Genomic DNA, 20,932 nt, shown 5'->3' on the forward strand with positions numbered 1-20,932 from the left:
AACTAAAATAAAAAAACCGCTATTAAAGCGGTTTTTTATTATGGCTACTTACTGCCAAGACGATTAATGAATAGGGTTTTGCATGAAAATTTTTGTTTTTATTTCACTATTATTTTTAACTGCCTGTAACAGTACGCAGGGTATTTCGGTTTATTCATTTACAAATTCAGAGGTTGAGTCGTTACTAAATAAAGAGTTACCTAAATTAAGTGAAAAAGTTAGCCTGATGGGCTTACCTGTGCAGTTTGATGTGAATGATTTAAGCGTTAATATTGGCCCAGATAATAGTGATTATGTTTTATTAGGTGCAGATTCTAGCGCCGAGATTAATGCTTTTGCATTAAAGTACCCAGTGCGCTTAAAGCTGCAAATACAGGGCACTCCTTTTTATGACAGCGAGAAAAAAGCGGTATTTTTACGTAATGTTAAGTTACTCGACTCAAGCATTGATGCCGGTGGCTTTAAAGGTAATTTAGAAGTGCTGGATAACGAGGCGATGGATGTCATGAATGCATTTTTAGCGGTTAACCCTGTTTATAAGTTAAATATGAACGACCCTAAAATGGCACTGTTAAGTAATTTACCCTTAGATTTAAAAGTAGTCGAAGGCGCTATTAAGCTAGTGCCTCGGTTATAATTTAGATCCAATAAGCGCAATAAAACGTATAGGTTGACCTTATTATTAATAGATTAGGTTAATTATGGCTAATGAGCGATCCGTTCCCACATCTCGACTTTCACGTTTTGCAAAGTTAGGCTCATTAGCCACTGGCGTCGCCACGAATATGTTAGTGGGCGGGGCTAAAAGTGCGCTTTCTGGTAAAGGCTGGGATAATAAAAGCTTATTGCTTCAGCCTAAAAATATTGAAAACCTAGCCACTCAGCTATCGCATCTTCGCGGTGCGGCAATGAAGCTTGGGCAGCTGCTTTCAATGGATGCGGGCGACTTATTAACTCCCGAACTTGCTCAATTACTGTCTTTATTGCGCTCAGATGCTAACCCGATGCCACATAAGCAACTGGTTAGTGTTTTAAAAGAGCAGTGGGGAGAGGATTGGTTATCGCGTTTTTCTCATATTGAGCTCAGGCCGTTTGCGGCGGCGTCCATTGGCCAGGTTCATTTAGCTTATAAAGAAAATGGCGCGCAGCTGGCAGTTAAAATTCAATACCCTGGAATCGCAAAAAGTGTAGTGAGTGACGTAGATAACGTGATCACTTTACTTACCTTATCGCGGTTATTACCTAAAGAGCTGGATATTAAACCCTTAGTGGCAGAAGCCAAAGCACAGCTATTAGCCGAGGCCGACTACACTCGAGAAGCTGAGTATTTAGCACGTTACAAAAACCTGTTAGCAGATAACGCGCATTTCAAAGTCCCTAGCGTGTATCCCCAGCACAGTACTGCGCAAGTGCTAACTATGGAGTATGTAGATGCCAAGCCGATAGAGGGCATTACATATTTACCACAATCAGAGCGAAGTCGGGTTGCTGAGCAACTGATTGATTTATTTTTTAAAGAAATGTTTGTCTTTAATTTAATCCAAACCGACCCTAACTTTGCAAATTTTCATTACCAACCTGAATCACAAAAAATAGTGTTATTTGATTTTGGTGCCACACGAGAAATTACCCCAGCGCTAAGTAGTGCCTATTTAGCTTTATTTAAAGCCGGTAGTAATAACGATCGTGAAGGGGTGCTCAATGCCGCCACCGATATTGGCTATTTTAAAGATTCGCTCAAAGACAATTACAAAGAAAAAGTGATTGATTTATTTTTAATGGCCTGCGAGCCACTGCGCTATAACGGCGAGTTTGATTTTAAAAATAGCGCGCTTGCTAGCAATATTAAAGATGCAGGCTTGCAGTTAAGCGCACAGTCGCAGCAATGGCATACGCCTCCTGTTGATGCGTTGTTTGTTCACCGCAAGCTAGCTGGCTTGTATTTAATTGCAGCACGGTTAGAAGCAAAAATAGATATTAAGGCATTATTTAGCCATTACTAGGTGCTAAAGCAAGAGAGAATTGGCATAATACTCGCGATATTTCACGAGGTCTGCAATGATAAAAAACTTTTTAAACGATCCTACTTTATTACTTAATGCGGTAGGTGAGGGCATATATGGATTTGATTTATCTGGTAATGCGGTGTTTGTAAACCCAGCCGCAGAGCGAATGACTGGGTGGACGGCCGATGAATTATTAGGAAAAAAAATACATCAATATCATCATCACAGTCATGCAGATGGCACGCCTTACCCTGCCGATGAATGCCAAATTTACTGCACCATGTTTGACGGCAAACGCCGCGAGGTTAAAAACGAAGTATTTTGGCGTAAAGATGGCAGCGCCTTTGCTGTTGAATATACCTCCACGCCTGTTTATAAAAATAGCCAGCTTATTGGTGCCGTGGCTGTTTTTCGCGATATATCAGCGCAGCAGCGAACCCAAACCGCGCTCCAAGATGCTTTATCGCAAGTAAAGCATTTAAGCGAGCAGCTCAAAGATGAAAACGACTACCTTACTGCCGAGCTAAATCAGGATTGGCAAGACTCAGGGCTAGTAGGGCGCAGTGATGTATTTCAACGTATGTTGCAGCAAATACAGTTAGTGAGCGAAACCGACAGTACGGTATTGATACTTGGCGAAAACGGTACTGGCAAAGAGCTGGTGGCGCGTAACTTACATAGATTAAGCAAGCGCAATGAGCAGGCGTTTATAAAAGTTAATTGTGCGGCGTTTACCCCTAGCTTATTAGAATCGGAGTTGTTTGGACACGAACGAGGCTCGTTTACCGGCGCAAATGAGCGACGTAAAGGGCGTTTTGAACTTGCTGATAAGGGCACTTTATTTTTAGATGAAGTGGCAGAGCTGCCGTTAGAGTCACAAAGTAAATTATTACGAGTATTACAAGAGCGCGAATTTGAGCGAGTAGGGGGCAGCCAAACCCTAAAAGTTGATATTCGTATCATTGCTGCAACCAATCGTAACTTGTGGGAAATGGTACAAGCAGGGCAGTTTAGAATGGACTTATACTACCGTTTGAACGTGTTTCCTATCAAAGTACCAGCACTAAAAGAGCGAAAAGAAGATATACCTTTTTTATGTCAAAACTTAATTGCTCAAATAAACAAGCGGCTAGGTAAGCAATTACAGGGGTTAAGTAACAAAGCTATTAGGCAACTACAAGCCTATGACTGGCCCGGCAATATCAGAGAGCTGCAAAACGTGTTAGAGCGAGAAGCTATTTTATCTACACAACCCACACTGCAGTTAAGTCAGCCGCTAAAAGCCGGTGATGCGAATGCTGTTAACCCAACGCTTACACTGGATGAGGCGCAAAGGCAGCATATTATCTCCGTACTGATGTTATGTAACTGGAAAATTGCAGGCGAACAAGGCGCGGCAAATAAGTTGGGCTTACCTGAGAGTACGCTTCGCTCAAAAATGCGAAAATTAGCAGTGCATCGTACTCGTTAACTCGCGATATATCGTGCATGTCGTTAGATGTCGCGAATTTTCGCTTTGGTGGTATGTGTAAAATCAATTAATATCAATAAGTTAAATTAACTTTCACTGTGGTCTGAAAGTTGCAAAATCGTACTTAATACCCGTCACTATTAAGTAAGTAACATGAAGTTTGATATTAAAGAAGAAGACATGATCATTAAGCCCTACAAAGAAGAAGGGCCGATTTATATACGCGAGCAAAAAGGGTTTTTTCAGCGTATACGCCGTAATTTAGGTTGGCTGCTAATGCTCAGCTTTATCGCCATTCCTTGGATTCAATATAACGGTCAGCAAGCGGTTTTATTGGATGTTGCCACCCAAAAGTTTACTATTTTTGGCCTAACCTTACTACCTCAAGACTTTATGATTCTCGCCATGCTATTTATGGTGGGGGCGTTTGCGTTATTTTTTGTGACCAATTGGCTTGGCCGTGTGTGGTGCGGCTATACTTGCCCGCAAACAATTTGGATGTTGATGTTCTCTTGGGTGGAACAACGTATTGAGGGGACGCGTAACCAGCGTATTAAGCTTGATAAAAGCCCATGGGATATTACCAAGTGGCGTAAAAAAATTATTAAGCACAGTGCATGGCTGGTTATTTCACTCTTAACTGCCACTTCTTTTTTAGCGTATTTTATTCCAGCTAAAACCTTATACCTAGAAATGGTTAATTTTGAATGGTCTGGGATCACCAGTTTTTGGGTGTTTTTATTTGCATTTTGTACCTATGGCAACGCAGGTTTTTTACGAGAAAAAATGTGTACAGTAGCGTGTCCGTATTCGCGCTTTCAATCTGTTATGTTTGATAAAGACACGCTGGTGGTAACCTATGATAGCGAACGAGGTGAAAACCGCGGCCCACGTAAACGTAAAGCCGATCCTAAAGCGCTTAATTTAGGTGACTGTGTAGACTGTAACTTATGTGTTGAAGTATGTCCTGCTGGGATTGATATTCGCAATGGACTGCAATATGAATGTATTAACTGTGGCTTATGTATTGATGCCTGTGACGATACCATGGATAAGTTTGGCTACGAAAAAGGCTTAATTAAATACGCCAGTGAAAAGCAAATGGCTGGGCAAAAAACTAATCCATTTAGGCTTAAACTTGTAGGCTATGGGGCGTTAACTGCGCTATTAATTTTATCTATGTTTGCTTGGATGTTACAACGTACGCCTATCGAAGCCTCAGTACTTAGAGATAGAAACGCATTGTATCGGGTAAATTACGAAGGCTTAGTGGAAAACCCTTATACACTCACCATCATTAACAAAACGCAGCAACCTCTGCATTATTCTATTTCAATTAGTGGGTTAGAAGGTGCGAGCTTGCAAAGTCCTAACGCCGTGTTGGTAGAGCCAGGGTTGATGAAAAATGTTCCAGTAACGGTTACTGCCGATGGATATGATATACCCACGAAGGTGAGTAAGCTGCAGTTTAAAATCACCGCACAAGAGGACAATAGCATTTCAATTACTAAAGAGAGTCAGTTTTATAAAAACTAGCCTATTCGGTTTTTCGTTGACTATACCTCGGTCGTGTAATTAATTTACTCGGCTGAGGTAAGCTGACTTTTTATAAATGCCTTAGCGCTTGGCAAGTCATCAAATAAGCAATCTTGTAAATGAGCATCACGGCCTGAGCTGTGCATAATCCGCTGTAATTGCCTTATAGCAATAGGTGAGGTGAGGACAAACGCACTGATCAAACAGTTATTAGTGCCCATTGTTTGGCTTACATCTACCATGTTTTTTTCTGCATCGGGGGTAGCAGCAATCACTTCTGGGGAGTGGCTAATATAACCCCAGGGTAAATGCTTAAACGGTTCAATGATATTTAATAGAGCGGCTTTAAAATGGTTTAATAACTCAGGATTTAAGTTACCTTTAAACTGCCCAATAACTATATTACCCTCAACGCGCAAGCTATAACTGCCGTAGTTATTTTCAAATTTCAATAGCCGCTCCTTTTATTTATTATCCAGTGTACCGTTCACTTATTAATAATGTAGTCCAACGCACCCGAAATTGCCGCAACTTGCGCTAATATGCACTCTTCAGGGTTGGCCGTTGCACTATCTGGGTAAACTTCCGTGGTTGTAACGTAGGTCGCATCAGATAACCCCATGCATAAACCTAACTCTTTTGCTGCATAGTTTATTACCCCAAATTGTTCTTGAGGTACACCAATTAATTGTTTATTTTCATCGCTTGGAGCGATGTGTGTAACCTTTTCAACACATTCAATAATAGCTTTTTGAAAAGCAGGCTCTGGTTTGTTGCTGTCAGCGACTAAATAAAAACCGTCTGGAATATTCCAATTAGTATTTATTTTACCTTCGCGCGCTGCAAGTGCAGGGCGAAATTCACTGTTATCTGAATCAGTGGTTTCATGTAAATCGATATGCGCGATTAAATCAGTATTTAAAGATTGCACATAATTCATTACCAATGCAGATTCTTGCGCTGGGCTGCCCTTATAAAAAGAGCGATTAGGGTCGACCGCATCTGGGTTCCAACGATTAATTGTTTCATAACCCCATGGGCTAATACAGGGGGTAATTACAATATTAAAGTGCTCAGCATACTGATTTGCCAATGTTTTAGCGAATCTTAAAGCGCCATGTACACCACTGGTCTCGTAGCCATGTACGCCGCCAGTAATTAAAACTGTGGCTTTGTTTGTATCAAAATTAGTGGTTTTTAACGCGTACAAAGGGTAGCTACCTGCGGCATAATTAAGCTCACCGTATTGCTGTACTTCTAGGGTGCTTTTAAGTTCATCAATTAATGTTACGACTTCTTGTTGATAGCTTCGCTTAATTTTTTGTGCCTCAAGCCATTGGATTTTATTATTGTTGTTCCACTTCTCACCAGGCGTACCAATTGGGTAACTACTGTTATTCATATTAAACCTTTACGTTGAATTATCTCTGCGGGCTATAGAGCACATAGACCATAATGACGAAAATAAAGCGTTAGCTTAACGCTGACTAAAATAGCGCGCAAGTATATGCGATAGTCACTGCATTAGTTAATGGCTGAGCTTGAATGCGGATAGTGCCTTTGTTGCATAAAGTCTTCTAAAAACCATGCGGCAAACTCATGTCTGCCCTCTACATCGGCTTTACTATAAATGTCTGATGCTTGTTGGCGTACTGTTTTTTCTTTAGTGCTTCTAAGCGCGCTAATTTCTTTAAAGCTAAGCCCTTTGAGTAATAGCATAGCTACTTCCTGCTCGCTACGAGTGAGTGTCCACTGAGAAAACTGCGTTTGTATAACACCACTGTATTGATGACGCGCGTCTTTCATTTCCTGCGATATGTTGTTTAACTGAGTCACAGAACTGTGTAATTCGCGCTTAAGGTTAATAATTTTTTTAGTTCGCGCGTTAATATCTTTAATTAAATACAGAGCACCCAAGCCAGAAATAATCACAATTAAGCTCTCAGTAAAAATATGCCACTGCGGCACCCCTAATTTTAAATCCATGATCACGTCAAAAAAATTTAACACCATGATCACCAATAGCGTTGCTGCGATTATTTTATCTTTCATTAAGTTCTCTAATATCAGTAGGTTAAATTTGCAATGGACATATGTACTGTACTGCCAAAATAAGGGTTTATAAGCATGTTAAGGCATTTGCCTAATGATTTAACCGTCTAAAAAAGTCATGGTTGATTCTATAAAATTAATCAAATGTGAACAAACTAAATGCTGTTAAATTTTACAAAAAAAATGCTTCATTTTTTGCGTATTCAATATACGTTATTTTTCTTCTTTACGGTGACTTTATTAACATTTAATCCTGTGTTTGCTTCGCAAAATTTAGCACCTGTAGGGCTTTCTTCACTCAGTGGTTTTGATGTTGAATTTGCGCCGATTCAAAAAACAGAGTTTATTAACGGGCAAAGTCTAATTGGTGAAGTCAATTTCAAGCCAGGGGTCAATTATACGGTGCTGTTTGCGTTTGATGTACAGCAGGTTCGTTACTTATACCCTAACGGCAGCATGGTAGAAAAGGGCGCCACTATCGCAAGCGTTGAGGGCAGTGATGTTCACCATTTTTTAGATGCCTATCAATCAGCAAAAGATATGCTCGCTATTGCTAAAAGCCATTACGACATAAACCAACAGCACTTAAAAAACAAAATAATAAGAAGCTCTGAATGGGTTGAAATCACAAAAAGCTATTTTGAAGCCAAGCTAAATTTTGAACATATGCAACATCAAATGGCATTTTTAAACATTGATGATAATGAAAACGTGACCTTAGTGAGTCCAAAAACGGGCATTTTAAAACTCACTAATGAGTCGGGAAACCGTGTGATGGGTGACACCGCGTTTGATATTATCGATGCAAGTAGTATTCGCGTTAAGATTAAAGTCCCTCTTAGTTTTACCAACACGTTAGCGCATTTCAAACTGTCACAAAGTTGCAGCTTAAATATTGAGAGCTATGACAGTATTGCAGATAAATACCATCAAATTGTGTGGGCGTCGCCAAGCTCAAATGAGTGCCAGCTTAGACTGGGGCAAACTATCAAAGTCACACCGGTAAATAAATTAACGGGCTTTAAAATAGCAAAGTCAGCGGTGTTTGAATTTGAAGATGTTAATTACATTGCTTTAAAGTCTGGCGATAACCTTGAGTTACTGCCGATTGAGCTCAAGGGTACACAAGGCAAAGACTATGTATTTACTGCCAATAAAAACCTAGATGATCAGCAGGTACTAATAAGCTCGGTAAGTGCGCTACAAGGTATGTTGCTTCACTTAGGGAGAGAGTAAATGTTAAACCAGCTTATTAAGTTTTCACTTACTCAGCGTTTGTTTGTTAGTATTTTTGTTATTGTTGCTATGGCCATTGGTGCTAAATCTTGGTTAAGTATTCCGGTGGATGCTTTTCCAGAAATATCGCCCACCCAAGTTAAAATAGTTTACAAATTACCCGGCATGAACGCCCTTGAAATAGAATCGCAAGTAACACGGGTGATTGAAACCGAATTACTGGGTATTCCGTCACAGCAAATGCTGCGCTCTACCACTAAGTATTCTATTACCGATATTACCATTGACTTTGAAGAGGGCACCGACATTTATTGGGCCCGTCAGCAAGTTAATGAGCGTTTATTAAATATTTTGCCCACCTTGCCCAGTAATATTAGTGGCGGCATGGCGCCAATGAGCACGCCTTTGAGCGAGGTGTTCATGTTTACTATAGAAAGTACTCACTTATCGCTGATTGAAAAAAGAGAGCTTTTAGATTGGCAAATTCGTCCATTACTGCGCACTGTAACCGGCGTTGCAGATGTAAATAGCCTTGGCGGCTTTTCAAAAACCTATGAAATACTTCCCAATACTTTATTGATGCAACAGCATCAAGTCAGCTTTGATGAAATGAAGTTGGCAATCACGCAAACGAATCAAAACGGTGGCATAGGGCGCTTAGAAAAAGGCAACGACACCTTAATTCTGCGCACTGAGGGCAAATACACCGATATAACCGCCATTGAAAATACCGTGATTAAATCCACTCAAAATAAGGTTATTCGGTTAAGTGATATTGCAACAGTACACGTTGGCAGTTTAACCCGTTATGGCGCAGTCACTAAAAACAGTGAAGAGGCGGTACAAGGGCTTATAATTGCGCTTAAAAATAGTAATACAGCGCAAGTTGTTGCAGATGTAAAAGATAAACTTCGCACCATTGAAGCTTCATTACCGCAAGGCACAAAAATTAATGTGTTTTACGACCGCTCTAACTTAATAAATACCGCAATTAGTACCATTACCAGCGCATTAGGCCAAGCGATTATTTTAGTGATAGTGCTACTTGCCTTGTTTTTAGGTGATATTCGCTCTTCATTGGTGGTGTCTTTGTCTTTACCTATGTCGGCATTGCTGACATTTATAATGATGAAGCAGTTTGATTTATCGGCTAATTTAATGAGTTTAGGTGGCTTAGTGATTGCCATTGGTATGCTGGTGGACTCATCGGTAGTTATTGTTGAAAACATAGTGAATCGGTTGGCTAACAATCAGCACCTCCCTCGGCTGCATGTTATTTATCGCGCATGTAAAGAAGTCGCGGCGCCAGTGTTCTCAGGCACAATCATTATAATTATTGTGTTTTCACCGCTATTAATGCTAACAGGGTTAGAAGGCAAGTTATTTACCCCGGTGGCGCTCACTATCGTGTTTGCCATGTTAAGTGCGCTGTTGTTGTCGTTAACGGTTATTCCAATTTTAGCCTCATTGTTATTAAAAAATGAACCCGTAACCCAGCCTAAAATGGTCACGCTATTACAAGGTTTTTATACTAAAACACTTGCCCAAGCAATTAAAAAGCCGGTGGCTATTAGTGTTATATCAGTTGCTGTTTTAGTGCTCAGTGGGGTGTTATTTCAGGGGCTTGGTAAAAGCTTTATGCCCGTTTTAGATGAAGGCGACATTATTGTGCAACTGGAAAAATCGCCGAGTATTTCCTTGCAAGCCTCGCTGGATATCGATAAACAAATTGAAGCCACACTGCTAAAAAACACCCCAGAAATCGTACAAATTGTTGCCCGTACCGGCTCCGATGAACTCGGGCTTGATCCTATGGGGTTAAACGAAACCGATGTGTTTATGGAATTAGCGCAAAAAGATACGTGGCGTTTTGACTCCAAAGCGCTGCTAATCGAGGATATTCGACAAACACTTACGCAATTTCCAGGGGTAAATATTGGCTTTACTCAGCCAATACAAATGCGGGTATCAGAAATGCTCACCGGTGGCACCGGTGATATTTCGATTAAAGTATTCGGTAATGACATTGCGACACTTGCCTCATTAGCTGAAAAAATCACGGCACTTGCCACTAATATTGACGGTGCAAGTGATGTGCAAATGGCGCTTATCGAAGGGGGTAAATACGTAAATATTAAACTTATTCCTGAGGTTGCTAGTCAGTTTGGTTTAACCACCGAAGGATTAAGCGATTATTTAAAGTCGCAATTAGAAGGCTTACAGGTATCGGCACTGCAAGAAGGAAACCGCGTGATCCCTATTGTGTTTAATGCACAAAAAGGCGACAGCGCAGCACACTTTGAGTTATCGTCAATGAGCGCATTAAAGCAAAAGCTAATTTTAATGCCCGACAACAGCCTACTACCACTTGAAGAGGTGGCTAATATTAGCTTTAAAACAGGGCCATTGTTAATAGAGCGAGAAAAAGCAAAGCGCTTTGCTTCTGTAAGCGTAAATGTGGATAACCGCGATGTGGTTAGTTATGTAAATGAACTGGAAGCTAAAATTAATAGCAGCATAAAGTTACCCAGTGGTTTTACCTTGTCGTTTGGTGGTGAATTTGAAAGCCAGCAACGTGCAACACAAAACTTGCTGGTGCTTATTCCAGTGGCATTAATACTAATTTTCATTATTTTATTTACCACGTTTAAATCCTTATCTAAATCAACGCTGATAATTGCTAATATTCCGTTTGCATTAATGGGGGGAGTGATTGCCCTATTTATAAGTAATGAATACCTGTCGGTGCCTGCATCGGTTGGTTTTGTTGCTTTACTTGGCGTAGCGGTACTCAATGGTATTGTGATGATCAGCTACTTTGAGCAAATGAAAATGTTTTCTGCCAATGTAACGCAGCGCATTTTAGATGGCGCAAGCAGACGCCTTCGCCCAGTGTTAATGACAGCCACAACCGCCATGTTTGGTTTACTGCCACTGGTATTTGCCACCGGCCCTGGCGCTGAGATTCAAAAACCATTGGCAATTGTGGTTATTGGCGGGTTAATTACCTCAACAATTACAACACTTTATTTATTACCTATCTTTTATGGTTGGTTGGAGAAAAAACATGGCTGAACAGTTACTTTTTACCCTAAATGTACCCACAAACATAAAAGATGAAGTGGTTGATATATTAATTGGCATAGACTGCATTACCGGCTTTAACTTAAAAAACATTGAAGGCTACAGCAAGGAGCACAGTGAATTTGATATTGCCGAGCAAGTAGAAGGTCATCGCAGCTTTTATCAGTTTGAGGTGCATATATTACTAGCGCAGCTGCAAACAATTAAAACGGCATTAAGCCCTGTGTGCCAATACACCCCATTAAAATATTGGGTTACGCCTATTGTTGAAAGCGGGCATTTGGGGTAATTTACTATTTAATGTTAAATGCTGCTGAAATATCTCAGCAGCATTTTAGCTGTACTAGCTTATTCAAACACTCCTTTTATAACTGCATGGGTGTTTTGCACCATTAATGTGCCGTTAGCCCATACATACTCAGGGGTTAGGGTCTCTTTATCAAGAAGGACAATATCCGCGTCGCTCGCTGTTTTAAGACGGCCTTTATCAAGTCCTAAAATATCGGCAGGGTTACTGGTTATGCTCATTAAAGCGTGTTCAATAGGGACGTTATATTGCTTAACTGCTTGCTGAAACGAGGTTAATAAAGATGCCTCTTTGCCCACCTCAAGCCCTAATAAATTAAAGTCTTTATCAAAAATAGGTAAACTGGCATGGCCATCTGAGCTCATAGTGAGTTGATTTGCGGCTACACCTTGCTCCAAGCAGTAGGCAAGGGCATGGGCTGCTGCATATTCACCATGGGCTAAATCATAGTCGGTTGTGCTGGTGGTAAAGTCGATAGTACCGCCCTGATCACAAAAGTGAATACCGGCATCAAGAAGTGCTTTATTGCGGTTCATATGCGTAGGATAAAACTGTTTAAGCTTAATATCACTTTGCTGGGCCACCTGATGTAAAATAGTTAAATGGCTATCAACAGGGCCAACATGAATACTCACAGTGCCTTTTTTACCACTGAGCATACCGGCTACTTTGGCCTCTGCTGCCAATTCTGCTAATTGCTGTACCGTAGGTTGGCTACTACGATGATCAGAAATCGCCACTTCGCCAACACCTATAAACTCCTCTATATACATGATGTCGTCAGTAATTGAATGGGTGAGTGTTTTCGCGGGTAAATGATACGAACCGGTATGGCAAAATACATTAAGCCCTTGCTCTTTAAGGCCTTTTGCTTTAGCAACCAAGTTGGTAAGTGTACGTGAGCTTGAATCGGTACCCAGTGCGGCCACCACCGTGGTGGTGCCCGACAAGGTTGCATCGGTTAGGTTCATTTCAGGGGTGCGGCTGGCAAATCCAGCCTCGCCACCGCCACCGGTAATATGCACTAACGAATCAACAAACCCCGGCGCAACCAGCTTATTTTTACCGGCAATCCGTTTGACGAGTACACTGCTGTCGAGGGTTATATTTTCGTCAATAGCAATGATTTTACCACCGCCAATTAAAACATCTTGTGTGCCTAGGAAGGTAGGTGCATAAACGGTTGCACCTTGAATTAAAGTTAACATAACAAATTCTTTTTATTGATAATTAATAAAGTAAGCAAGAAATATAAAGCCGCTTGCTAATACAAAAAGTGCTAGGGCAAAACGCCAAATAAACGCAGCCCACTCTCCCCAATCTAATTTCACCACACCTAAGCAACCAATTAAACTAGCTGAAGTGGGAATTAAAATGTTGGTTAATCCATCTCCTAATTGAAAGGCCAATACCACAATTTGCCTTGATACATTGAGCAAATCGCCAAGTGGAGACATCAGTGGCATAGTGATGGCAGCTTGCCCTGAACCCGATGAAACAAAAAAGTTAAATACACTTTGAAACACCAGCATTCCCCAAGCTGCAATGTAATCTGGCACACTGGCTATGCTGCTTGCACAGTAATAAAGCAGGGTGTTGAGGGTTGAGGGAGTGGTTAAATCACTACCCCCTAATAGTAATACAATGCCTTTAGCCAATGCGACCAATAACGCCGCTGGCAATAATTCTTGTGCACCGTGTTTAAACGCATCCGCGCACTCATTCGCGGTTAGCTTTTTAAACACGATGGCAATTATTGCACTGATAAGGCCAATGCAAAAAAACTGTGCAGCAAGCTCAGGAATATAATATTGGCGCGCCATCACCCCCCATACAACCCAAGCTATGCCCAATACAAACACTAATAATGTGAGTGCATCGGCTAGGCTAAGTTTAATCGTTGGCTGACCACCCGTTTTTTGGACTTGTGTTTTTATCCGTTTTGCATAGCGCATTGTAAACACAAGACCTACAAGGGTAAAACAAGCCCACGCTAGCATACGAAAGCCTGCACCAGAAAACACCGGGATTTCAGCTATCGATTGCGCTATAGCAATGCTAAACGGGTTCATCCATGAGGTGGCAAAGCCTATTTGCGTGGCCACATAAGTTGTAAGTACAGTGACTTTAGCGTCGTAGCCAAGTTGTTGCATAATAGGAAGCAGCACAATACAAAAGGCAATAGCCTCTTCGCCCATACCAAAAACCGCGCCGCCTAACGAAAATAGTAAAAACAGTAAGGGAATAAACAGCCATTCAACCCGCTGGGTTTTATTAATAAGTGCCATAATGCCGTTATTAATCGCACCGGTTTTCATAATAATGCCAAAGGCACCGCCAGTGATCAAAATAAACGCCATTACGCCAATCGCTGCACCATATTTATCACCCGACACGAGGCCTTCAAACAATACATTAGCTAAACCAATCTCGCCACCTTGTGCAAAAACAGGTGGTGATTGTTGGTCGTTAACGGCTTGATATTGTGAAAGCTGCACAGTATGGCTGTCAGGCTCTGCATTAAATACCCCAGGGGTAATAAATACCGTGGCCATATAGGCAATCACTGCCACGCAAAGCAAAATGATGCTTGCATCGGGCATAGAAAATTGTTTTTGTTTCATAATTTCACTTTAATAAAAGGTCATTGTGTTGATGCGTAAATAAACGCTTAAACGTACTTTAGCACTTAATAGGCAGTGTCACTGTAGCCATGACCTGTAATAAAAGGAATGCCGCAAAGCGTTTGCTTTGCGGCTAAGCGGTTAAAAACGGTAGCTAATACTTAATTTGTAATTAGCACCTAGGGCATTATGGTTGATTGAATCAAAGCCACGGCTTGAACCATAAAGTGTGGGTGGCTCTTTATCAAAAATATTATTGATACGCGCGCGCAAAGTCAGCGATTTATTAACATAGTAACCCGCTGATAAATCCCAAACGAGCCAGTCATCAACCTGATGCTCACCTTTTGAGTCTAATACGCCAAGTGAATCTAGCTCATCAATTTCACGGCTACGCAGACCTTCTATATCATCTTCGTAGCTGCTGGTGTAGTTTGCACCTAAGTTAAGGTAGTAACTTTGCGCTTCCCAATCTATTGACATACGCGCAATATTTTCAGGATAACGATATGTACCCACTAGCTTTTCAATTGAGTCTGAGCCCGGTTTGTTGCGTTCAAATTCAAGGTAGTGAGTACCGTCAAAAGCGAAGGTTAAGTCGCCGCCAGATAACGCAAAGCGATGGTCAAATTTAATATCAATACCCGCTAACGTTTGTGTGCCGGTATTTTCAAGCGGAATGACATGGTCGCGGAATAAGGGTAAGTAGTCTTCACCAGGACGGGGATTAAAGTTATCTGGGTTTTTATCGCCAGCTTTGTTATCTTCATCAACATAGTTAGCTAAAATCTCAGTAAGATTAGCGCCATCTTGCTCGATATTTAAACCGCTATTGTCAAAGACACCACATAACTCATTTTCGTAAGAAATACCTTGCTCGCCTTCTGGGACAATACCGCAATGGCGCAGTGATGCATCAGTAATGGCGCGATCGAGTACTGCAGTCATGTTGGTATCAATCACTTCTTCGTGATCAAACTGCCAATAATCAACGGTTAAATTAGTATCAGCGCTTGGGCTCCAGGCAAAGCCAACACTAATAGCCTCAGATTCCTCAGCTTTAAGGGCTTGATTACCAAGTTCGAGCGAGTTAACGCTTACCTCAGTACCTTCACCCATACAGTAAAGATCAGACACCGCTTGGTTTGCACCACAGTCAAAAGTAGATTGTGTGGTTCTTAATTTAACGCCAGCCTGTGTTAATGATGGTGCTCTAAACGAGGTTGACCATGAACCACGAACAACTAACGAATCAGTTGGGCGATAGCTCAAACCTATTTTAGGATTAAAGGTGCCACCAAAATCATCGTAATGATCGTATCGACCTGCTGCTTGCAGCTCTATTTGCTCTGTGAGTGAAATACTTAATTCAGCAAACGCTGCATATTGAGTGCGATCGGCTTCTGATAAACTAGAGCCAAAGCCAAATACATCAACAAGATAGTCTTTATCTGCTTGAGCTTGTGAATCAAGCGAAGGAATGTCGCTTAACTCTTCACGGCGTGCTTCTACCCCAAATGAGGCATAGGCAGGTAGGTCGTTAAAGGTAAATAGCTCACCATTAAAATTAGCATCCCAGCCGTAAACTGTACTTTCTCCGCTGCGTGTTGGGCGAGCTTGCGCTGTTGCCAAAACGGCATCATTAGCGGCGTCGCCTTGAAGGAAAGGGTTGTAAAAAGGCAGCAGTTCTCCCGATGCACAGTTTAAGTCAGTACCGTCATAACTTGCCAGCGTACCGTCTGAACATAGCTCGCCGGTGATGGCGCCATGGAACTGGTAACGATTATAAACTCCTGCAATCGCTTCTTGCTCTGAACGTGAGCGAGAAAAGGTTACCCCAGATTCCCAACCCCAATCACCAATTTCACCACTTAGACTGCTTACCAAGCGAAAGTTTTTCGTTTCTACTTCCACTGTTCTTGGGGTATTAAAGCGGGCATCAAAGCCAAAACCATACACTTCTCGGCCACTTTGAGTATCAAATGGGTCAATGTAGAGTTGATCCATTAAATCATTACTTCCATCGGCATTATCGTAAATAAATAAGGCGTCTTCTAAAACATACGGGCCATCGTCGTCATTAATTTGGTTAATAGGTGAGGGCGATGAATACGCTTTTGCCTTGGTTTGGCTGTAAAAAAAGTCAGTGTGCCATTGTAGACCACCGAGCTCACTATTAAACATAAAGCCGGTTGAAAGGCTCTCAAATGGGGTATCTAGGTAGTCATCTTGATTAGGGTAGTAAGCACAAATTTGTTCACCAAATTCAGTAGTCACTAATTCGGTTTTACAGTTTGGTGATGGAAGTTCGTTACCGTCTCGGCTGCTGAAATAATAAATATTCGGTGAGTTCTCCAGCTTAGGTAAATATGAGTAACCATTAACTAATGAAGGTGAAGCGGTATAATCGCGATCGGTCGCTTTAAAAGCGTTACGGTCATATATATCTGCAAATACCGTTAAGTTACTCTCGCCTATTTTTGTACCATACACTAAGTTTAGCTGCTTTTTACTTTCATCATGCTGATCAAAGCTATCGGCAAACGAAGTATTGATTTCAGCGCCTTCAAAATCATCTTTTAAAATGTAGTTAATAACACCTGCCACAGCATCGGCACCATAGACGGCTGATGCACCTGTGGCTAAAATATCAATGCGCTCAATGGCGGCGAGTGGAATAGAGTTTACATCTACAAAGTTTTCAGTACCTGCAGCAAACGAACTAGGTGCAACTCGGCGACCATTTATTAATGTCAGCGTTGCCGAAGGCCCCATGCCTCTTAAGCTGGCAGCTGATTGACCCGCTGGTGTAGAGGTAGACGTACCGCCACTTTCAGAGGTTGAAAATGTGCCGCTTCCGCCCTTAAAAACAGATAAATCTTTGAGTAATTCATGAATGGTATTAGCGCCAGAGCGTTTAATTGCATCTTGGTCTAGTACGGTTAATGGGATAGTTCCTTCAAGATCAACGCCTTTTAAGCGAGATCCTGTTACTTCTACTCGTTCAATGTTGGTGTCGGTGTTGGTTTCTTGTGCATATGCAAAAGTGATCGGGCTCAGTAAAGCGCTTACTGTTGCCGCAATTTTTAGTTGACGAAACATCTTAAATACCTTTTGTCTTTTTAAGCGCACAAAAACATACAAACAGATCTGTGGCTTTTAATTGTTATATTTTTAGACAGGGCAGTGGTGAAATGACACGCTAAGCCCCTCACTGTGAAAAAGTGAGGTGGTGGGCTACTCGTCAAACCACTCCGAAAGGTAGTGTGGTGAGTAGAAATATGTTGTAAGCAAACGTGCTTTTTTAAACATAATTCTCATTCCAAAAGGTTTTTGACAAAGCCAGCAAAGGGGTGCTAGCTTACTCGCGTTTTAAAGTTCCTTTTTTTTATAGCAAGTGAGAGACGCTCTCGCAAGTTATTTCTTATAATTTTTTACATGAGTATAACATAATGGAACGAATATATTTACCAAACAAACGGTTAGCTAAATCGCGTACAATAACGGCTGTTTTTTCGTTTTTTATTGCTTTTTCGCTGCAGTTAAGCGCAAAAGAATCTGAACAAACGTTAGTATTAGTCGGCGGTGCACTCACAACGTGTGCTAGTTTAAGCCCTAAAAATTGTGAAAAAAACACACAAATTCCGGGTAAAATACATAATGTATTTGCGCTCTCCCACGCTAAAATTAGTCAAATAAAGCAACAATGGCCAAGTAAAAATACGCAAGCTAAAAACAAAACTATTAAAAATTTAGCAACAATGCAGGCTAAATCATCACCTACATTGTCAAAAAAAGAGCTGTTATGGTTATGGCGCGATATTGATAGTAAACAGCTCAATAGTTTAACGGATCAAGAATACAATTTTGTAATAGATATGCTTGAAGTAGCGCAGCTGCAGGGCGACAATACGCGACTAAAAGAGCAGGTCAATACTGCGCTTAATAGCGAATCCGCCGCGACAGATATTTTGCAATTTATATCGGGCAGTTTAAAAGTAAAAAGTACTAACCCGAGCATACTAGCCATTACCGCCTCAAGCAGAGACCCTTATGAATCTGCTGATTTTTACGAAGGATTACTTCGTTTTCCCAATATAAATTCACAATGGCTTGCATTAACTCCTGCGCTTGCTAAAGCAATAACTACCAATAAATGTGATGATTTAAACACGCTTAGGCACTCTGAAATGGGGCTATATCAACGTGAACATATTTACCCTGATCGCACTCAAGCAGAATATTTGCTGTGTAAAAACGGCACAGACGCTTTAGTGCAGCTAATCAAAAATAGTACCGGTGTTATGTTTAATGGCGGCGATCAAAGCTTAACGCGCAAGGTATTGTTTGATGAAAATAATCAGCCATATCCATGGACAAAAGCGTTACAGTCTCGCCCTGTTGTTGTAGGTACAAGTGCAGGCACCGCAGTGCAAAGTGGCGGGCAAGCGCACGCTGGTAATGTGATGATGATCACTAATGGCACAAGTTTATCGGCATTGAAAGAAGGCGCGCAAGCCATTGATGCACCCAGTGAGCGCTCAAACAGCGATAGTTTAACTTACAACCGCTTTGGGGGTTTAGGCACATTTAGTTACGGTGTACTCGATACACACTTTAGTGAGCGAAACCGTACATTAAGACTAGGCACCTTGCTCAACAGCTTCAGTGCAAATCAAGCTCAACCCGCATTTGGTTTTGGTGTAGACGAAACCACCGCCTTAGTGGTGGTTAAATCTGAAGCTGGCAATTTAATGACAGTAATTGGCAAAAATGGCGTGGTGATGGTTAAATCAACAGGGCAAACAGCAGCTAAAACTAAAACCTACAGTTACTCGTACTGGCCTGCTGGCAGTGTGATTGATATTAAAAATAACGATTTCACCTTAAGTCAGCGCAGTATTAGCCAAGCATTGCCAGCAATTAAAATACCGCCTTTACCGATTCAGCGTTTCGGCAGTATTTTAACGGATGCCAAATTGCGCTCTTTAACGCAGGCCATGTGCTTGAGCCAAGAACAAACCGCTGTTGGTCAGCAAGATGCGTTTATTATTAGTCTATCAACTAAGCCTGAGTCGGCTTATCACCGTATTAGTGCTGAGCAGTATGGCTGTGCGGTGAGTAATTTAGAAATTTCAGTGAGTACCTTTTAATTTAATTAAACACGCTGCTTAGTTGATTTTAGATTAAGCGGCCATACTATATTTAAAGCGTGTTATTAAATCACAACAAAAGGAAGGTTCATGAGTAAAGTAGCGGTTATTTATTTTTCTGGATATGGCCATACCAAAAAAGTGGCGGAATTTGTGGCTGATGGAGCAAACGCTCAGCTTATTGCAATCGATGAAAATGGTGATATTAAAGACACCGATTGGGATGCATTAAACAATGCAGACGCCATTATTTTTGGTGCACCTACCTATATGGGCTCATACCCTTGGCAGTTTAAAAAGTTTGTCGATGCCACCTCTAAAGTGTGGTTTACCATGGGTTGGAAAGATAAAGTGTTTGGCGGTTTTACTAATAGCGGCAGCCTAAATGGCGACAAACAAGTCACCCTAATTAGTATGCAAACGTTAGCTTCACAGCATGGTGGAATTTGGGTAAGCTTAGGGTTACCACCCGCCAATAAATTGGAATCAACCCGTCAAGACATCAATAACTTAGGCGGTTCGGTTGGCGTATTAGTACAATCACCTACTGATGCAGATGAAACGGCTATTCCATCAGGCGATTTAGAAACGGCTCGTTTATACGGTGAGCGCGTTGCTAAAATAGCAAAACGATTAAAGTAAAAATGACCTAAATTAAGTTTATTTAATCCGTAAAGCCACACTTAATTAGTGTGGCTTTTTAGTTTGATAGCCCCAGTTCTTGCTTATGCTCAAGTTGATATAAGCTTGAATATTCACGTTTATGCACTTCAAATAAATACGCTCTTAACTGCTCTTTACCATGGTGAATATGCTTTATTTTAGCTGCTATGCCACACTCACTGTGCCTAACGGGTTCTATGTCTAATGATATAGCCGCTTCATTGGGTAAAATAAATTGCATATTTTGTAACTCATCAAGTTCACTGTTTATTGATGTGGGTTTTAAAAATATTCCTGTGCTTGAGATAGATTCAATGCAAAAACCATGGCTTTGAATATTTAATTCACTTAATCGCCAGCTACGTTGAGTGCCTTTAGTATCAATCACTTCTGAGGCTGCTAACACAGTACTGAAATGGCCTAATTCATCAGTTTTAAATTGAAGTGGAAACCACAGTTGGTAATGAGCTACTTCTGCTAATAGGGTTAATTTAGCCTGACCAAGTAAATGCGCAATACCATCTGGTATTGATGTTTGTACTGTTAGTTTTGTTTCATTAATTAATGCTGTACTTTGACTAGGTTCAAACAACCCAGATAAAAAGTTAATTTCTTCGTCAGACAAATCCATGTATTTTCCTTAATACGTAAATCGTAGATTCTATTCCTTACAAGGTTACTGCCCAATGAATGACCAGTTTATTATTTTGTAAGATTTGGCCTGTACGGCTTTATTTTTATACAATTTATAATCTCAGCTTTCCTGTCTGAATTTATAAGCAATTGATTTAAATTAATTA

At 41.0% G+C, this 20,932-nt stretch carries 16 protein-coding genes; 9 read left to right on the forward strand and 7 right to left on the reverse strand.

Features of this window, described 5'->3' with window-relative positions; translation table 11 throughout:
- Positions 1 to 82 precede the first annotated feature (82 nt).
- From A9479_RS15020 to ccoG, 4 genes are all read left to right on the forward strand, one after another.
- Positions 83 to 637: a DUF1439 domain-containing protein gene (locus A9479_RS15020; protein ID WP_024601178.1), complete on the forward strand. Its 555-nt coding sequence runs from the start codon at positions 83 to 85 to the stop codon at positions 635 to 637.
- Positions 638 to 701: 64 nt separating this feature from the next.
- Positions 702 to 2,003, forward strand: a complete 1,302-nt coding sequence (locus tag A9479_RS15025; RefSeq protein WP_064663858.1) for an AarF/ABC1/UbiB kinase family protein — start codon at positions 702 to 704, stop codon at positions 2,001 to 2,003.
- A 55-nt stretch (positions 2,004 to 2,058) separates the two neighbouring features.
- Positions 2,059 to 3,477, forward strand: a complete 1,419-nt coding sequence (locus A9479_RS15030) for a sigma-54-dependent Fis family transcriptional regulator (protein WP_064663859.1) — start codon at positions 2,059 to 2,061, stop codon at positions 3,475 to 3,477.
- A 153-nt stretch (positions 3,478 to 3,630) separates the two neighbouring features.
- Positions 3,631 to 5,013: a cytochrome c oxidase accessory protein CcoG gene (gene ccoG / locus A9479_RS15035; protein WP_064663860.1), complete on the forward strand. Its 1,383-nt coding sequence runs from the start codon at positions 3,631 to 3,633 to the stop codon at positions 5,011 to 5,013.
- Between the two features lie 44 nt (positions 5,014 to 5,057).
- Here the strand turns inward: ccoG and A9479_RS15040 are convergent, their stop codons facing one another.
- The 3 genes from A9479_RS15040 to A9479_RS15050 form a co-directional block, all read right to left on the reverse strand.
- The gene (locus A9479_RS15040) at positions 5,058 to 5,465 is read right to left on the reverse strand and encodes a hypothetical protein (protein ID WP_064663861.1); all 408 of its coding nucleotides are present in this window, start codon (positions 5,463 to 5,465) and stop codon (positions 5,058 to 5,060) included.
- A gap of 35 nt (positions 5,466 to 5,500) precedes the next feature.
- Positions 5,501 to 6,415: a M14 family metallocarboxypeptidase gene (locus tag A9479_RS15045; RefSeq protein ID WP_064663862.1), complete on the reverse strand. Its 915-nt coding sequence runs from the start codon at positions 6,413 to 6,415 to the stop codon at positions 5,501 to 5,503.
- 122 nt (positions 6,416 to 6,537) lie between these two features.
- On the reverse strand, positions 6,538 to 7,065 hold the full coding sequence (locus A9479_RS15050; protein WP_064663863.1) for a LuxR C-terminal-related transcriptional regulator: 528 nt from the start codon (positions 7,063 to 7,065) through the stop codon (positions 6,538 to 6,540).
- 195 nt (positions 7,066 to 7,260) lie between these two features.
- On the opposite strand from A9479_RS15050, the gene A9479_RS15055 reads away from it, so the two are divergent.
- Genes A9479_RS15055 through A9479_RS15065 form a run of 3 tightly spaced genes read left to right on the forward strand, consistent with a single transcriptional unit; the run spans position 7,261 to position 11,674 of the window.
- Positions 7,261 to 8,301 carry a hypothetical protein gene (locus A9479_RS15055; RefSeq protein ID WP_231893580.1) on the forward strand — a complete coding sequence of 347 codons (1,041 nt, stop codon included), beginning with the start codon at positions 7,261 to 7,263 and terminating at the stop codon, positions 8,299 to 8,301.
- Entirely contained in the window at positions 8,302 to 11,376 is a 3,075-nt protein-coding gene (locus tag A9479_RS15060) for an efflux RND transporter permease subunit (RefSeq protein ID WP_064663865.1), read from the forward strand. It begins immediately after the preceding gene.
- On the forward strand, positions 11,369 to 11,674 hold the full coding sequence (locus tag A9479_RS15065) for a DUF3240 family protein (RefSeq protein ID WP_064663866.1): 306 nt from the start codon (positions 11,369 to 11,371) through the stop codon (positions 11,672 to 11,674). Before A9479_RS15060 ends, A9479_RS15065 begins: the two co-directional genes overlap by 8 nt.
- Positions 11,675 to 11,733: 59 nt before the next feature.
- On the opposite strand, the gene iadA is transcribed toward A9479_RS15065, so the two are convergent.
- The 3 genes from iadA to A9479_RS15080 form a co-directional block, all read right to left on the reverse strand.
- Complete coding sequence (iadA, locus tag A9479_RS15070; RefSeq protein ID WP_064663867.1) at positions 11,734 to 12,900, reverse strand: beta-aspartyl-peptidase; 1,167 nt, start codon at positions 12,898 to 12,900, stop codon at positions 11,734 to 11,736.
- 12 nt (positions 12,901 to 12,912) lie between these two features.
- The gene (yfcC, locus tag A9479_RS15075; RefSeq protein WP_064663868.1) at positions 12,913 to 14,316 is read right to left on the reverse strand and encodes a putative basic amino acid antiporter YfcC; all 1,404 of its coding nucleotides are present in this window, start codon (positions 14,314 to 14,316) and stop codon (positions 12,913 to 12,915) included.
- 141 nt (positions 14,317 to 14,457) lie between these two features.
- Positions 14,458 to 17,418: a TonB-dependent receptor gene (locus A9479_RS15080; protein WP_064663869.1), complete on the reverse strand. Its 2,961-nt coding sequence runs from the start codon at positions 17,416 to 17,418 to the stop codon at positions 14,458 to 14,460.
- 350 nt (positions 17,419 to 17,768) lie between these two features.
- On the opposite strand from A9479_RS15080, the gene A9479_RS15085 reads away from it, so the two are divergent.
- Both A9479_RS15085 and A9479_RS15090 read left to right on the forward strand, forming a co-directional pair.
- Positions 17,769 to 19,469 (forward strand): cyanophycinase, encoded by a 1,701-nt coding sequence (locus A9479_RS15085; RefSeq protein ID WP_064663870.1) that lies wholly within the window; start codon positions 17,769 to 17,771, stop codon positions 19,467 to 19,469.
- Between the two features lie 90 nt (positions 19,470 to 19,559).
- Positions 19,560 to 20,111, forward strand: coding sequence for a flavodoxin family protein (locus tag A9479_RS15090; protein WP_064663871.1), 552 nt, complete (start codon positions 19,560 to 19,562; stop codon positions 20,109 to 20,111).
- A gap of 58 nt (positions 20,112 to 20,169) precedes the next feature.
- Here A9479_RS15090 and A9479_RS15095 read toward each other — a convergent pair whose 3' ends face one another.
- On the reverse strand, positions 20,170 to 20,763 hold the full coding sequence (locus A9479_RS15095; protein ID WP_064663872.1) for a hypothetical protein: 594 nt from the start codon (positions 20,761 to 20,763) through the stop codon (positions 20,170 to 20,172).
- Positions 20,764 to 20,932: the final 169 nt, after the last annotated feature.

The sequence above is a fragment of the Pseudoalteromonas sp. MQS005 genome (assembly GCF_001661605.1).
GTDB classification, from domain to species: Bacteria; Pseudomonadota; Gammaproteobacteria; order Enterobacterales; family Alteromonadaceae; genus Pseudoalteromonas; species Pseudoalteromonas tetraodonis.

Coding starts and splice junctions, on each gene's coding strand:
- A9479_RS15020 (WP_024601178.1), top strand. CDS start 83: ATGAAAATTTTTGTTTTTATTTCACTATTATTTTTAACTGCCTGTAAC.
- A9479_RS15025 (WP_064663858.1), top strand. CDS start 702: ATGGCTAATGAGCGATCCGTTCCCACATCTCGACTTTCACGTTTTGCA.
- A9479_RS15030 (WP_064663859.1), top strand. CDS start 2,059: ATGATAAAAAACTTTTTAAACGATCCTACTTTATTACTTAATGCGGTA.
- ccoG (WP_064663860.1), top strand. CDS start 3,631: ATGAAGTTTGATATTAAAGAAGAAGACATGATCATTAAGCCCTACAAA.
- A9479_RS15045 (WP_064663862.1), bottom strand. CDS start 6,415: ATGAATAACAGTAGTTACCCAATTGGTACGCCTGGTGAGAAGTGGAAC.
- A9479_RS15050 (WP_064663863.1), bottom strand. CDS start 7,065: ATGAAAGATAAAATAATCGCAGCAACGCTATTGGTGATCATGGTGTTA.
- A9479_RS15060 (WP_064663865.1), top strand. CDS start 8,302: ATGTTAAACCAGCTTATTAAGTTTTCACTTACTCAGCGTTTGTTTGTT.
- A9479_RS15065 (WP_064663866.1), top strand. CDS start 11,369: ATGGCTGAACAGTTACTTTTTACCCTAAATGTACCCACAAACATAAAA.
- iadA (WP_064663867.1), bottom strand. CDS start 12,900: ATGTTAACTTTAATTCAAGGTGCAACCGTTTATGCACCTACCTTCCTA.
- yfcC (WP_064663868.1), bottom strand. CDS start 14,316: ATGAAACAAAAACAATTTTCTATGCCCGATGCAAGCATCATTTTGCTT.
- A9479_RS15080 (WP_064663869.1), bottom strand. CDS start 17,418: ATGTTTCGTCAACTAAAAATTGCGGCAACAGTAAGCGCTTTACTGAGC.
- A9479_RS15085 (WP_064663870.1), top strand. CDS start 17,769: ATGGAACGAATATATTTACCAAACAAACGGTTAGCTAAATCGCGTACA.
- A9479_RS15090 (WP_064663871.1), top strand. CDS start 19,560: ATGAGTAAAGTAGCGGTTATTTATTTTTCTGGATATGGCCATACCAAA.
- A9479_RS15095 (WP_064663872.1), bottom strand. CDS start 20,763: ATGGATTTGTCTGACGAAGAAATTAACTTTTTATCTGGGTTGTTTGAA.